Genomic DNA, 13,278 nt, shown 5'->3' with positions numbered 1-13,278 from the left:
GACCAAGGGCACCGACTACACCTACACCGTCGTCGCCCGCGACACCGCCGACCAGACCGGCCCCGCGAGTGCGGCCACCACCGTCCGCACCACCGGCGGCGGCGGACAGCCCGTCGACGCGGTCAAGCTGGGCTACTTCACCGAGTGGGGCGTCTACGACCGCAACTACCACGTGAAGAACCTGGTCACCTCCGGCTCCGCGAGCAAGCTGACGCACATCAACTACGCGTTCGGCAACGTCCAGGGCGGCAAGTGCACCATCGGTGACGCCTACGCGGCCACCGACAAGGCGTACACCGCCGACCAGAGCGTGGACGGCGCCGCCGACACCTGGGACCAGCCGCTGCGCGGCAACTTCAACCAGCTCAAGAAGCTCAAGGCGAAGTACCCGAACATCAAGATCCTGTGGTCCTTCGGCGGCTGGACCTGGTCCGGCGGCTTCACCGACGCGGTCAAGAACCCGGCCGCCTTCGCCGACTCCTGCTACCAGCTCGTCAACGACGCGCGCTGGGCCGGCCTCTTCGACGGCATCGACCTGGACTGGGAGTACCCCAACGCCTGCGGCCTGTCCTGTGACACCAGCGGCCCGGCGGCCTTCAGCAACATGATGAAGGCGATGCGCGACAAGTTCGGCAAGCAGCTGGTCACCGCGGCGATCACCGCCGACGGCTCCGACGGCGGCAAGATCGACGCGGCCGACTACGGCGGCGGTTCGCAGTACGCCGACTGGTACAACGTCATGACGTACGACTTCTTCGGCGCCTGGGACAAGACCGGCCCCACCGCCCCCCACTCGCCCCTGACGTCCTACACCGGCATCCCGAAGCAGGGCTTCAACACCGACGCCGCCCTGCAGAAGCTCAAGGCCAAGGGCGTGCCCGCGAAGAAGCTGCTGATCGGCATCGGCTTCTACGGGCGCGGCTGGACCGGCGTCACCCAGGACGCCCCCGGCGGCACCGCCACCGGCCCGGCGCCCGGCAAGTACGAGGCCGGCATCGAGGACTACAAGATCCTCAAGACGAGCTGCCCGTCCACCGGCACCGTCGCCGGCACCGCCTACGCCCGCTGCGGCAGCAACTGGTGGAGCTACGACACCCCGGCCACCATCACCGGAAAGATGAACTACGCCAAGCAGCAGGGACTGGGCGGCGCGTTCTTCTGGGAGTTCAGCGGTGACACGGCCAACGGCGAACTGATGACCGCGATCGACAGCGGCCTGAAGTAACCCGGCCCCACCCCCGGACCGGCCGGGAAGGCGGCGTCGCCCCCGCCTTCCCGGCCTTCGGCCGGTTCAGCCGACGGACGGCCGTACATCAGGTGGCCCGGGCCGGCAGGCCCCTCAAGCCACGTTCACTCTCTGCCCCGGAGGCGCCGCCTCCAGCCACGCCAGGAAGCCCGTCAGGGCGTCCTCGCTCATCGCCAGCTCCAGCCTCGTACCGCGGTGGCGGCAGGCGAGCACGACGGAGTCGGAGAGCAGGGCCAGTTCTTCCTCGCCCTGCGGGGTGCGGCGTTCCAGGACCTCGATGGAGAAGCGTTCCAGGACGCGGCGGGGGCGGGGCGCGTAGGAGAAGACGCGGAACCACTCCACCCGGTCGCCGTTGTAGCGCGCGACGCCGTAGATCCACCCTTTGCCGCTGGGCTCGGCCTCCTCGTCGGGCACGTTCCAGCGCAGGCTGCAGTCGAACGTGCCGCCGGAGCGCTGGATGAGCCGCCGCCGTAGCCCGAAGACGAAGAGCCCCAGCAGCACCAGTACGACGACCGAGCCGCTCACAAGCAGAGCGAGGACCATCCGAACCGACCTCCTCGCCTCGTTGGGGGTGCCCCCGCGCCGGTTCGGGCGCGAGGGGGAAAACGCACCTGCATTGCCTCAGCCGCGGACCGCCCTGGAGGATTCCAGCGCAGCCCGCGGCTGAGGGACGAACTCGTCGGTGGTGGGCTTCAGTGCACGCCCGCCACCGCACGCAGCCGGACATCGGCGCGGCGCTCGGCGGCCGCGTCGGCCTCCGACTTCGCCCGCTCCAAGGCCCGCTCCGCGCGCTGGACATCGATCTCGTCGGACAGCTCGGCGATCTCCGCGAGCAGAGACAGCTTGTTGTCGGCGAACGAGATGAAGCCGCCGTGCACGGCGGCGACGACGGTGCCGTCCCCGTCCTCACCGGTCGTACGAATCGTCACCGGGCCGGACTCCAGCACGCCGAGCAGCGGCTGGTGCCCCGGCATGACGCCGATGTCGCCCGACGAGGTGCGCGCGACGACCAGGCTGGCCTCGCCCGACCAGACCTGACGGTCGGCGGCGACCAACTCGACGTGCAGCTCAGCCACGATGGCTCCTCGGGTCTCCACCTGCCGGGTGCGGCAGATGTTGGGTCAAATACTAGTGGTCGTGACGGCCGGGGGCGGCCAGGGCCGCCCCCGGAACGCGCCGGGCCTCAGGAGACGCCCAGCTCCTTGGCGTTCGCCTTCAGGTCCTCAAGGCCACCGCACATGAAGAACGCCTGCTCGGGGAAGTGGTCGTACTCACCGTCGGCGATCGCGTTGAACGCCGCGATGGACTCGTCCAGCGACACGTCCGAGCCGTCGACACCGGTGAACTGCTTCGCCACGTGGGTGTTCTGCGACAGGAAGCGCTCGATGCGGCGGGCGCGGTGGACGGTGAGCTTGTCCTCCTCGCCCAGCTCGTCGATGCCGAGGATCGCGATGATGTCCTGCAGGTCCTTGTACTTCTGCAGGATCGTCTTGACCCGCGAGGCACAGCTGTAGTGGTCCTGCGAGATGTAGCGCGGGTCCAGGATGCGGGACGTCGAGTCCAGCGGGTCCACCGCCGGGTAGATGCCCTTCTCCGAGATCGGGCGCGACAGAACGGTGGTCGCGTCCAGGTGGGCGAAGGTGGTGGCCGGCGCCGGGTCGGTCAGGTCGTCCGCGGGGACGTAGATCGCCTGCATCGAGGTGATCGAGTGACCACGGGTCGAGGTGATGCGCTCCTGGAGGAGACCCATCTCGTCCGCCAGGTTCGGCTGGTAACCCACCGCGGAGGGCATGCGGCCCAGCAGGGTGGACACCTCGGAACCCGCCTGGGTGTACCGGAAGATGTTGTCGATGAAGAAGAGGACGTCCTGCTTCTGGACGTCACGGAAGTACTCCGCCATCGTCAGACCGGCCAGCGCGACCCGCAGACGGGTGCCCGGGGGCTCGTCCATCTGGCCGAAGACCAGCGCGGTCTTGTCGATGACGCCGGAGTCCGACATCTCCTCGATGAGGTCGTTGCCCTCACGGGTGCGCTCACCGACACCGGCGAACACCGACACACCGTCGTGGTTGTTGGCCACGCGGTAGATCATTTCCTGGATGAGGACGGTCTTGCCGACGCCCGCGCCGCCGAACAGACCGATCTTGCCGCCCTTGACGTACGGGGTCAGCAGGTCGATGACCTTGACGCCGGTCTCGAACATCTCGGTCTTGGACTCCAGCTGGTCGAAGCTGGGGGCCTTGCGGTGGATCGGCCAGCGCTCGTTGACCTCGACCGTGGACGGGTCCACGTTCAGGATCTCGCCGAGGGTGTTGAACACCTTGCCCTTGGTGACGTCACCGACCGGGACGGTGATCCCGGCGCCGGTGTCGGTCACCGAGGCCTGGCGGACCAGGCCGTCGGTGGGCTGCATCGAGATGGCGCGGACCAGGCCGTCACCCAGGTGCTGGGCGACCTCCAGGGTCAGCGTCTTGAGCTTGCCCTCTTCGGCCGGGTCGGCGACCTCGACGTGCAGAGCGTTGTAGATGTCCGGCATCGCGTCGACGGGGAACTCCACGTCGACGACCGGGCCGATGACCCGCGCGACGCGGCCCGTCGCCGTGGCCGTCTCAACAGTGGTGGTCATAGTTGTCAGTCACTCCCCGCGGTCGCGTCGGCCAGTGCGCTCGCGCCACCGACGATCTCGCTGATTTCCTGGGTGATTTCGGCCTGGCGGGCCGCGTTGGCAAGCCGCGAGAGCGACTTGATGAGTTCTTCCGCGTTGTCGGTCGCCGACTTCATCGCGCGCCGCGTGGCGGCGTGCTTGGAGGCGGCCGCCTGCAGCAGCGCGTTGTAGATCCGCGACTCGACGTACCGGGGCAGCAGGGCGTCCAGGACGTCCTCCGCCGACGGCTCGAAGTCGAACAGCGGCAGGATCTCGCCCTTGGACGAGGCCTCGGCCTCCTCCGCCGTCTTTTCGAGGCTCAGCGGCAGCAGCCGGTCGTCGACCGGCGTCTGCGTCATCATCGACACGAACTCCGTGTAGACGATGTGCAGCTCGTCCACGCCGCCCTCGGCCGTGTCCTGCTGGACGGCGGCGATCAGCGGCCCGGCGACGGCCTTGGCGTCCGCGTACGTCGGGCTGTCGGTGAAGCCGGTCCACGAGTCCGTGACCTTGCGCTCACGGAACCCGTAGTACGAGACACCCTTGCGGCCGACGATGTAGGTGTCGACCTCCTTGCCCTCGGCCTTGAGCCGCTCGGTGAGCTGCTCGGCGGCCTTGATGGCGTTGGAGGAGTAGCCGCCGGCCAGACCGCGGTCGCTCGTGATGAGCAGCACCGCGGCCCGCGTGGGGTTGTCCGCCTCGGTCGTCAGGGCGTGCTTGGTGTTCGAGCCGGTGGCAACCGCCGTCACCGCGCGGGTCAGCTCACTCGCGTACGGCGTCGATGCCGCCACCTGGCGCTGCGCCTTGACGATGCGCGAGGCGGCGATCATCTCCATCGCCTTGGTGATCTTCTTGGTCGCGGTGACGGAGCGGATGCGACGCTTGTAGACCCGGAGCTTGGCTCCCATGGATCAGGTCCCTTCCGTCGTCACTTGCTCGTGCTGACCGGAGCGTCCTCACCGAGAAGCCGGCCGTCCGAGGTCTCGAACTGCTGCTTGAAGGTGGCGACCGTGTCGGTGAGCGCCTGAATGGTGTCGTCGGACATCTTGGCGCCCTCGGCGATGCTGGTGAGCAGCTCCTTCTTCTCGCGGCCCATCCAGTCCAGCAGCTCGCGCTCGAAGCGGCGGATGTCCTGGACCGGGACCTCGTCCATCTTGCCGGTGGTACCGGCCCAGATGGAGACGACCTGCTCCTCGACGGGCATCGGCTGGTACTGGCCCTGCTTGAGCAGCTCGGTCATGCGCTGACCACGGGCGAGCTGGGCCTTGGAGGCCGCGTCCAGGTCGGAGCCGAAGGCGGCGAACGCCTCCAGCTCACGGAACTGGGCGAGGTCCACGCGGAGCCGGCCGGAGACCTGGCGCATGGCCTTGTGCTGGGCGGAGCCACCGACGCGGGAGACGGAGATACCGACGTTCAGCGCCGGGCGCTGGCCCGCGTTGAACAGGTCGGACTCCAGGAAGCACTGGCCGTCGGTGATGGAGATGACGTTGGTCGGGATGAACGCCGACACGTCGTTCGCCTTGGTCTCGACGATCGGCAGACCGGTCATCGAACCGGCACCGAGCTCGTCGGAGAGCTTCGCGCAGCGCTCCAGCAGGCGGGAGTGCAGGTAGAAGACGTCACCCGGGTACGCCTCACGGCCCGGCGGGCGGCGCAGCAGCAGGGACACGGCGCGGTAGGCGTCGGCCTGCTTCGAGAGGTCGTCGAAGATGATCAGGACGTGCTTGCCCTGGTACATCCAGTGCTGGCCGATGGCCGAGCCGGTGTAGGGCGCCAGGTACTTGAAGCCCGCCGGGTCGGACGCCGGGGCGGCGACGATGGTCGTGTACTCCAGGGCACCGGCCTCCTCCAGCGCGCCGCGCACGGACGCGATGGTGGAGCCCTTCTGGCCGATGGCGACGTAGATGCAGCGGACCTGCTTCTTCGGGTCGCCGGAGCGCCAGTTGTCGCGCTGGTTGATGATCGTGTCGACGGCCAGGGCGGTCTTGCCCGTCTGGCGGTCGCCGATGATCAGCTGACGCTGGCCACGGCCGATCGGGACCATCGAGTCGACGGCCTTGTAGCCGGTCTGCATCGGCTCGTGGACCGACTTGCGGACCATGACGCCCGGAGCCTGGAGCTCCAGGGCGCGGCGGCCCTCGGACTCGATCTCGCCGAGGCCGTCGACCGGGTTGCCCAGCGGGTCGACGACGCGGCCGAGGTAGCCCTCGCCCACGGCGACCGAGAGCACCTCACCGGTGCGGCGCACCGGCTGGCCCTCCTCGATACCGCTGAACTCACCGAGGACGACCGCACCGATCTCGCGCTCTTCCAGGTTCAGCGCGAGACCGAGGGTGCCGTCCTCGAACTTCAGCAGCTCGTTCGCCATCGCCGAGGGAAGACCCTCGACCTTCGCGATGCCGTCACCGGCCTCGCTGACCGTCCCGACCTCCTCGCGCGAGGCCGCGTCCGGCTTGTACGCCTGGACGAAGTTCTCCAGCGCGTCCCGGATCTCCTCCGGCCGGATCGTGAGCTCCGCCATCTGGGTTCCCTGCTCTCCTTGTTGGGCCCGTCGTCGTTTACGGGGGTCATGCACGTCCCCCCGCCGCAGGCAGGGGCGGTTGCCCCCGAGATTTCACTGCGTCCACGGCCCAACTCGGGCCGCCGTACTACTTCTTGAGTTGGTGGGTGGGTCAGCCGGCCATCCGCCGGGACGCCTCTTCGAGGCGTGCCGCGATGCTGCCGTTGATGACCTCGTCGCCGATCCGGACCTGGACTCCGCCGAGGACCTCGGGGTCCACGTCGAGGTTCAGGTGGACCTGCCGTCCGTACACCGACGCCAGTGCCGCGCCGAGGCGCTGCCGCTGGGTGTCGCTGAGCGGGACCGCGGAGGTGACGACCGCGACCATCCGGTCCCGGCGCGCCGCGGCCAGCTTGGACAGGGCGTCCAGCCCTGCTTCCAGGCTACGGCCCCGCGGCTGTGCGACAAGCCGGACCACGATCCGCTCGGTGACCGGGTTGACCCGGCCGCCCAGCAGCGAGCGCAGCAGCTCGGCCTTGGCCGGGCCCTGCGTGGTGCGGTCGGTCAGTGCCGCGCGCAGCTCGTGCGACGAGGCGACGATCCGGCTGAACCGGAACAGCTCGTCCTCGACGTCGTCGAGGGCGCCGGCCCGCTGCGCCGCGACGAGGTCGGCGCCGTACGCCAGCTCCTCGGTGGCGTCCGACAGGTCACGCGAGCGCGACCAGCGGGAGCGGACCATGCCGGAGAGCAGGTCGACGGTCTCGCCGCCGACCTGGCCGCCGAGCAGACGCCCGGCCAGCTCGGCCTTGGCCTCGCCGGCCTGCGCCGGGTCGGTGAGGACCCGACGCAGCGACACCTCGCGGTCGAGCAGAGCGGTGACGGCAGCCAGCTCCTCGGCGAGCTTCGCCGCGTCGACGGTGGTGCTGTCCGTCAGCGCGTCGAGCTGCTCGCGTGCGGAGGCGAGTGCCTCGCGGCTCGCTCCATTCATCGGCCGGCCTCTGCCTTCGTCGAGTCCGACGCCGCCTTGGCCTCAAGCTCGTCGAGGAAGCGGTCGATGGTCCGGCTCTGGCGGGCGTGGTCCTCCAGGGACTCGCCGACCAGCTTGCCCGCCAGCTCCGTGGCCAGCTTGCCCACGTCCTGGCGCAGCGACTGCGCGGCCTGCTTGCGGTCCGCCTCGATCTGCGCGTGGCCGGCCGCGATGATCTCCTCGCGCTGCCGCTGGCCCTCGGCACGCATCTCGGCGATCAGCGTCGCTCCCTGCTCCTGCGCCTCCTGGCGCAGCCGGGCGGCCTCGTGGCGCGCGTCGGCGAGCTGGGACCGGTAGTCCTCCAGGACCTGCTGGGCTTCGGCCTGTGCGGCCTCCGCCTTCTCGATACCGCCTTCGATCTTCGCGTGGCGCTCGTCCAGAACCTTGTTGATGTTCGGGAGGAGCTTCTTCGCGAGGAAGCCGAAGACGATGAAGAAAGCGACCAGGCCGATGACCAGCTCTGGAATCGGCGGGACGAGGGGGTTCTCAGGAACCTCCGCCGCCATGTTCACCAGGGCGCTCACATCAATGCCTTCCGTCTAAGTGGCGTCGTCGATCGGTCCGTGATCAGGCCGACGGGTACGCGTAACCCATGACGATGCCGATGAGGGCGAGCGCCTCGCAGAAGGCGAAGCCCATGATCTGGTTGGTGCGGATCAGGCCGGCGGCCTCGGGCTGACGGGCCAGGGCCTGGGTGCCGTTACCGAAGATGATGCCGACGCCGACGCCGGGGCCGATGGCGGCGAGGCCGTAGCCGATCGAAGCGACGTTGCCAGTGAGGCCGGCGGCGAGTTCGAGAGTCGCGGACATGCCGTGTCTTCCTTCTCTTTCATGGACCGGTGGGGGTTGGCCACCGGACGTCTGGTGGGGACTGCTGGGGTACCTGGGGGCTCAGTGGTGCTCGGCGAGCGCGCCCTGGATGTAGTTACAGGCCAGGAGCACGAAGATGTACGCCTGGATGGCCTGGATGAAGATCTCGAAGGCCGTCATCACGAGGGTCATGACGAACGAGACGCTCGCGTAGGCGATGCCGACGCCGTTCAGCATGTACCAGCTGGCGACGGTGAACATCAGGATGAGCATGTGGCCCGCGAACATGTTCGCGAACAGCCGGACCGCGTGCGTGAAGGGCCGGATGACCAGGTGCTGCAGCAGCTCCAAGACCATGATCAGCGGGAGGACCCAGCCGAGCGACTTGTCGTAGCCGGAGAGGTTCTTCAGACCGCCGACGAAGCCCTGCTTCTTGAACGTCAGCACGAGCCAGGTGACGTAGACCACCAGGGCGAGGCCGAGGGGGAACGCGATGACCGAGGTCACCGGGAACTGGGCGACCGGAATGATCGACCACAGGTTCATGATCCATACGAAGAAGAACAGGGTGACCATGAAGGGGACGTACTTCTCGCCCTCCTTCTTGCCGAGCGCGTCGTAGACGAGCCCGCGGCGCACGAAGTCGTAACCCGCCTCACCGATCATCTGGAGCTTGCCGGGCACCACCTTGGCGCGGCCGAAGGCGGCCCAGAAGAACCCCACCACGACGACCGTGCTGAGCAGAGCCAGCATCATCGGCTTGTTGAACTCGTAGCCACCGATGGTGAAAAGGGGCTCGAAGACGAACGAATGAAGGCCCGGGGCCTCGAAGCCACACCCCGGGATGAAGAGGTGGCACTCCGTGTCGAGGGCGAGCATCGTTTCAGCACTCACCGCGAGCTCCTTCAGCGTGGCGCATGGGTACGGCAACCTCGTTGTGTCGGCGCGGCATTGAGCCACGGTGCGGCACTGGACTGGTCTTACGGATTGGGGGGCGGCTGATCGGCGCGGGGCCGGTCCGGATCACAGGCATGGGCCGTTCGTGCAACCGGTCCCTGGACTCGGGACCTGGAAGCTCAGCCGCCTGCGCCGACTGCGCCGCAGTTGGCACCGGACGATAGCAGGCTCTCGCGTGGGCTTTTATTCCGGCCCTACGGCTCACGTCCGCGACCCCGTGGTTTCCGCCTTCTTGGACTCGGCGGATTCGGGATTCACGTAGAGAATCCTTGCCTTCATATAGCTACGGGCCTGGAACGCGATCCACACCAGGACCGTCGCGAGCAAGGTGAAGGCGAACGCCCTGACGTTGAAGAGCGTGGTGTCCTTGAAGACGATCATGAAGATCGCGACCGCCAGGATCTGCACGGCGTACAGCAGCAGTCCCATCATCTGGAACAGATCCGGGAGGCGCTTCGCGGTCTGCTGGAGGATCACCAGGCCGGAGCCCATCAGCAACAGCACCAGCACCGTGCCGATGAGCGCGCCCACCGCTCCCTGCCCGCCCGCGACCACAGCACTGACCACGACGCCGACGGCGCCGGTGGCGAGCGAGGGTACGGAGACATTGGCAAGTAGGCGGGCGTCAGTGGACTGCATGGCGGCGCTCCGGCAGGAAAATGGGGGTGGTGTCGTCAGGGACGAGCGTAGACCCGGCCTGAGGGACAACCTGAGGCCGGAAGACCGTCGCACTTCGGTCTTTCGGCTCTGTCGCCGGGTTTCGTGAACGGTATCACAAACTATTTGATGAGGTCTTTACCTGTTCGGTGTGCTACCCGTCACACGTGAGCAGTAATCCGCGCGTTGGAGCGGGACGCTGCGTCGGTCTGTCTGCTATAGGACCCGTTTGGGAGTATTTTCGAACGTAGCTCGTGGGAGCGAAAACGCGTCTCAGCGATGACTTCCGGCCTTGCGCCGGTCCGAGAACCGCGAACGGTCACCGATCGCGGTGGCCCCGTGGATACCCGCCGGCACCGCCTCGCGCTCCCGCTCCGGAACGCCCTCCGCGCCCGGCCGGCGCACCCCGTCCGGGTGCCCCGCCCCGTCGACCGCCGCACTCTCCTCGGCGGCCGCCGCCACGGCCGCGGCCTGCACGCTGCGCCGGTACCGCGGCGGGACCATCCACTCCATCCAGCGCGGCGCCCGCGGCGTGAACCGCGGCAGCAGCAGGAGGACGAGCCCGATCGCGCTCAGCAGCACGATGCCCATCACGACCCAGACGCTCGCGTTGTTGACCGAATACGCCACCGCGCCGAAGGCGATCAGCGCGGACCAGAAGTACATGATCAGGACAGCGCGGCTGTGCGAATGGCCGATTTCCAGCAGCCGGTGGTGCAGGTGCCCGCGGTCGGCGGCGAACGGCGACTGGCCCTTCCACGTACGGCGCACGATGGCCAGCACCAGGTCGGCGACCGGCACCGCGATGATCGTCAGCGGCAGCAGCAGCGGGATGTAGACCGGCACCATCGCGTGGGTGGCCTCGCGGACGCTGCCCGCCTTCAGGTTGAGCAGGTCCGGGTCCACCTGGCCGGTCACCGAGACCGCGCCGGCCGCCATGACCAGCCCGATCAGCATCGAGCCCGAGTCGCCCATGAAGATCCGCGCCGGGTGCATGTTGTGCGGCAGGAAGCCCAGGCACATGCCCATCAGGACGACCGAGAACAGCGTCGCGGGCGCGGCGGCCTCGATGCCGTACCCGAACCACATCCGGTACGCGTACATGAAGAAGGCCGCGGCGGCGATGCACACCATGCCGGAGGCCAACCCGTCCAGGCCGTCCACGAAGTTGACGGCGTTGATGGTGATGACGACCAGAGCGACCGTCAGGAGCGTGCCCTGCCAGGGACTCAGCGAGACGGTGCCGATGCCCGGCACCGGAATCCACAGGATCGTCAGGCCCTGAAGGACCATCACACCGGCGGCGATCATCTGGCCGCCCAGCTTGACGAGCGCGTCCACGCCCCACTTGTCGTCCAGTACGCCCAGCACCCAGATCAGCGCGGCGCCGGACAGCAGCGCGCGCGGCTCGTTGGAGTGCTCGAAGACGGACTTGAGGTTGGTGAAATGGGCGGCGACCAGCAGACCCGCGCACAGCCCGCCGAACATGGCGATGCCGCCGAGCCGCGGGGTGGGTTCGCGGTGTACGTCGCGCGCGCGGATCTCCGGCATCGCGCCGGCCGCGATGGCGAATTTCCGTACCGGCCCGGTCAGCAGGTAAGTGACCGCGGCCGTGACGCACAGCGTCAGCAGGTATTCACGCACGGGCTGCCCCATTGGTATCGCTGGCCATCACAGCCACACACCATATGCGTGTCCGCCCCCTATCCGTGAACGTAAGGGAAGACAACCCCGGCCCGCGAATGGTTGCAGGGCATCAGCCCCGATCGGGATATGGGGGATGACGCCGGACCAATGCCGCGGTCGCCGCGCGGGCCGTCGGGTCCTCCCGGACGGCCGCCGCGATCAGCGCGCCGACCTGTACGGCCTCGGCCTCGCGCATGCCCTGGGTGGTCAGGGCGGCGGCGCCCAGCCGCAGCCCGGGACGGCGGCCGGACGGGTCCTCGGCGCACGGCAGGGCACAGGTGTCCAGCACGATGCCCGCGGCCGCGCAACGCCCCCTGGCCGTGCGGGCGTCCGCGCCCAGCGGCCCCGGGTCGGCGGTGATCAGGTGGGTGTCCGTACCGCCGGTGGTGACCGGCAGCCCCTCCTCGGCCAGCGAACCGGCCAGCGCCCGCGCATTGGCGACGACCTGCCGCGCGTAGGCGGCGAAGGCGGCGGTGGCGGCCTCGCCGAAGGCGACGGCCTTGGCGGCGACCGAGTTCATCTGGGCGCCGCCCTGGGTGAAGGGGAAGACCGCCCGGTCGATGCGCTCGGCCAGCTCGGCACCGCACAGGATCATGCCGCCGCGGGGGCCGCGCAGCACCTTGTGGGTGGTGGCGCACACCACGTCCGCGTACGGGACGGGGCTGGGCGCCAGGCCGGCGGCGACCAGCCCGATGGGGTGCGCGGCGTCCGCGATGAGATACGCGCCCACCTCGTCGGCGATCTCCCGGAAGGCGGCGTAGTCCAGATGCCGCGGATAGCAGATCGAGCCGCAGACGATGGCCTTGGGGCGGTGGCGGCGGGCCAGCGCGCGCACCTCGTCGTAGTCCAGCAGGCCGGTGCGCGGGTCGACGCCGTACCCCGCGAAGTCGAACCAGCGGCCGGAGAAATTGGCCGGGGAGCCGTGGGTCAGGTGCCCGCCGTGCGGCAGCGCCATGGCCAGGACGGTGTCCCCGGGGCGCAGCAGGGCGGCGTAGGCGGCCAGGACGGCCGAGGACCCGGAGTGCGGCTGCACGTTGGCATGTTCGGCGCCGAACAGGGCCTTGGCGCGCTCCACGGCGAGCCGCTCGGCGAGGTCCACGACCTCGCAGCCGCCGTGGTGCCGGGCGCCCGGATAGCCCTCGGCGTACTTGTTGGCGAGCGGGGAGCCGAGGGCGGCCAGTACGGCCCGGGAGGAGAAGTTCTCGGCGGCGACGAGCTGCAGCCCGTCGCCCTGCCGGGCGGCCTCGGCGAGCAGCACCCCGGCGATCTCGGGGTCCTGCTCCAGCAGCCCGGCGAAGTCGGGGGCCCAGGAGGGCGGCACGTCTGCGCTCTCCCCCGCCGCCGGCCGGACCGCCTCCCTCCGGGCAGCCGTGGTGTCGCTCCGGGATGACGTGGTGGTGGCGGGCATGGCGTGCTCCGGGCCTCGTACGGGACGTGGTCCCAATGTAGGCGCGGTCCGGCCTTCGGGCGCGGCGGACGGTACCGGGCGGGTACGGGGGCGGGGAGCGGGGCGGGGGTGGGGTGGGGGTGGGGCGGGCGGGGGCCGGGGCGGGGCCGGACGGGCCCTCGGGGGGCCGGGCCCGCGGTCCGGGGCCGGAGCGGATCTGGCGAAGCAGGGGGGCCGGGCGGGTCCCCCGGGGGGCTCGGGGGCCCGAGGGGCCCGGGGGCCCGGGGGCCCGGGGGCCGAGCCGAGCCGGGCCGGGCCGGGGCGGGGCGGGGCGGGGCGGGGCGGGGCGGGGCGGGGCGGGCGG

The 13,278-nt window shown here is 69.7% G+C and carries 13 protein-coding genes; 1 reads left to right on the top strand and 12 read right to left on the bottom strand.

All coding sequences use genetic code 11. The annotated features are described in order from the left end of the window. Nucleotides 1–1,225, top strand: a 1,225-nt coding sequence (locus ACFV57_RS32390) for a glycoside hydrolase family 18 protein (protein WP_385239517.1), incomplete at its 5' end; no start/stop codon positions are given. 114 nt (nucleotides 1,226–1,339) lie between these two features. Here ACFV57_RS32390 and ACFV57_RS32385 read toward each other — a convergent pair. The 12 genes from ACFV57_RS32385 to glyA form a co-directional block, all read right to left on the bottom strand. Next, nucleotides 1,340–1,789: a DUF2550 domain-containing protein gene (locus tag ACFV57_RS32385; protein WP_385239515.1), complete on the bottom strand. Its 450-nt coding sequence runs from the start codon at nucleotides 1,787–1,789 to the stop codon at nucleotides 1,340–1,342. A gap of 149 nt (nucleotides 1,790–1,938) precedes the next feature. Next, the gene (locus ACFV57_RS32380; protein WP_003981308.1) at nucleotides 1,939–2,322 is read right to left on the bottom strand and encodes a F0F1 ATP synthase subunit epsilon; all 384 of its coding nucleotides are present in this window, start codon (nucleotides 2,320–2,322) and stop codon (nucleotides 1,939–1,941) included. Nucleotides 2,323–2,429: 107 nt separating this feature from the next. After that, nucleotides 2,430–3,872, bottom strand: a complete 1,443-nt coding sequence (gene atpD / locus ACFV57_RS32375) for a F0F1 ATP synthase subunit beta (RefSeq protein WP_385239513.1) — start codon at nucleotides 3,870–3,872, stop codon at nucleotides 2,430–2,432. Nucleotides 3,873–3,877: 5 nt separating this feature from the next. Further along, complete coding sequence (locus ACFV57_RS32370; RefSeq protein WP_385239511.1) at nucleotides 3,878–4,798, bottom strand: F0F1 ATP synthase subunit gamma; 921 nt, start codon at nucleotides 4,796–4,798, stop codon at nucleotides 3,878–3,880. A gap of 20 nt (nucleotides 4,799–4,818) precedes the next feature. Next, complete coding sequence (atpA, locus tag ACFV57_RS32365) at nucleotides 4,819–6,411, bottom strand: F0F1 ATP synthase subunit alpha (protein ID WP_385239509.1); 1,593 nt, start codon at nucleotides 6,409–6,411, stop codon at nucleotides 4,819–4,821. Nucleotides 6,412–6,562: 151 nt separating this feature from the next. Beyond that, nucleotides 6,563–7,378, bottom strand: coding sequence for a F0F1 ATP synthase subunit delta (locus tag ACFV57_RS32360; protein WP_385239507.1), 816 nt, complete (start codon nucleotides 7,376–7,378; stop codon nucleotides 6,563–6,565). Next, on the bottom strand, nucleotides 7,375–7,923 hold the full coding sequence (locus tag ACFV57_RS32355) for a F0F1 ATP synthase subunit B (RefSeq protein ID WP_385239637.1): 549 nt from the start codon (nucleotides 7,921–7,923) through the stop codon (nucleotides 7,375–7,377). The genes ACFV57_RS32360 and ACFV57_RS32355 overlap by 4 nt, the downstream gene beginning before the upstream one ends. 61 nt (nucleotides 7,924–7,984) lie before the next feature. Further along, nucleotides 7,985–8,227 carry an ATP synthase F0 subunit C gene (atpE, locus tag ACFV57_RS32350; protein ID WP_030595669.1) on the bottom strand — a complete coding sequence of 81 codons (243 nt, stop codon included), beginning with the start codon at nucleotides 8,225–8,227 and terminating at the stop codon, nucleotides 7,985–7,987. 81 nt (nucleotides 8,228–8,308) lie between these two features. Then, nucleotides 8,309–9,106, bottom strand: coding sequence for a F0F1 ATP synthase subunit A (gene atpB, locus ACFV57_RS32345; RefSeq protein ID WP_385239635.1), 798 nt, complete (start codon nucleotides 9,104–9,106; stop codon nucleotides 8,309–8,311). A 279-nt stretch (nucleotides 9,107–9,385) separates the two neighbouring features. Beyond that, complete coding sequence (locus ACFV57_RS32340; protein WP_385239505.1) at nucleotides 9,386–9,823, bottom strand: hypothetical protein; 438 nt, start codon at nucleotides 9,821–9,823, stop codon at nucleotides 9,386–9,388. 291 nt (nucleotides 9,824–10,114) lie between these two features. Then, a complete protein-coding gene (locus ACFV57_RS32335; RefSeq protein ID WP_385239503.1) occupies nucleotides 10,115–11,497 on the bottom strand; it encodes an MraY family glycosyltransferase in 1,383 nt (460 codons plus the stop codon). Between the two features lie 100 nt (nucleotides 11,498–11,597). Further along, nucleotides 11,598–12,935: a serine hydroxymethyltransferase gene (glyA, locus tag ACFV57_RS32330; protein WP_385239501.1), complete on the bottom strand. Its 1,338-nt coding sequence runs from the start codon at nucleotides 12,933–12,935 to the stop codon at nucleotides 11,598–11,600. Nucleotides 12,936–13,278 lie beyond the last annotated feature (343 nt).

Source organism: Streptomyces sp. NPDC059788, from assembly GCF_042732265.1.
GTDB lineage: Bacteria > Actinomycetota > Actinomycetes > Streptomycetales > Streptomycetaceae > Streptomyces.
The sequence above is the reverse complement of the archived record's forward strand: the minus strand, read 5'-3'. Positions and strand labels throughout refer to the sequence as shown.

Coding starts and splice junctions, on each gene's coding strand:
- ACFV57_RS32355 (WP_385239637.1), bottom strand. CDS start 7,923: ATGGCGGCGGAGGTTCCTGAGAACCCCCTCGTCCCGCCGATTCCAGAG.
- ACFV57_RS32360 (WP_385239507.1), bottom strand. CDS start 7,378: ATGAATGGAGCGAGCCGCGAGGCACTCGCCTCCGCACGCGAGCAGCTC.
- ACFV57_RS32385 (WP_385239515.1), bottom strand. CDS start 1,789: ATGGTCCTCGCTCTGCTTGTGAGCGGCTCGGTCGTCGTACTGGTGCTG.
- atpD (WP_385239513.1), bottom strand. CDS start 3,872: ATGACCACCACTGTTGAGACGGCCACGGCGACGGGCCGCGTCGCGCGG.
- atpA (WP_385239509.1), bottom strand. CDS start 6,411: ATGGCGGAGCTCACGATCCGGCCGGAGGAGATCCGGGACGCGCTGGAG.
- ACFV57_RS32340 (WP_385239505.1), bottom strand. CDS start 9,823: ATGCAGTCCACTGACGCCCGCCTACTTGCCAATGTCTCCGTACCCTCG.
- ACFV57_RS32335 (WP_385239503.1), bottom strand. CDS start 11,497: ATGGGGCAGCCCGTGCGTGAATACCTGCTGACGCTGTGCGTCACGGCC.
- ACFV57_RS32370 (WP_385239511.1), bottom strand. CDS start 4,798: ATGGGAGCCAAGCTCCGGGTCTACAAGCGTCGCATCCGCTCCGTCACC.
- atpE (WP_030595669.1), bottom strand. CDS start 8,227: ATGTCCGCGACTCTCGAACTCGCCGCCGGCCTCACTGGCAACGTCGCT.
- glyA (WP_385239501.1), bottom strand. CDS start 12,935: ATGCCCGCCACCACCACGTCATCCCGGAGCGACACCACGGCTGCCCGG.
- atpB (WP_385239635.1), bottom strand. CDS start 9,106: ATGCTCGCCCTCGACACGGAGTGCCACCTCTTCATCCCGGGGTGTGGC.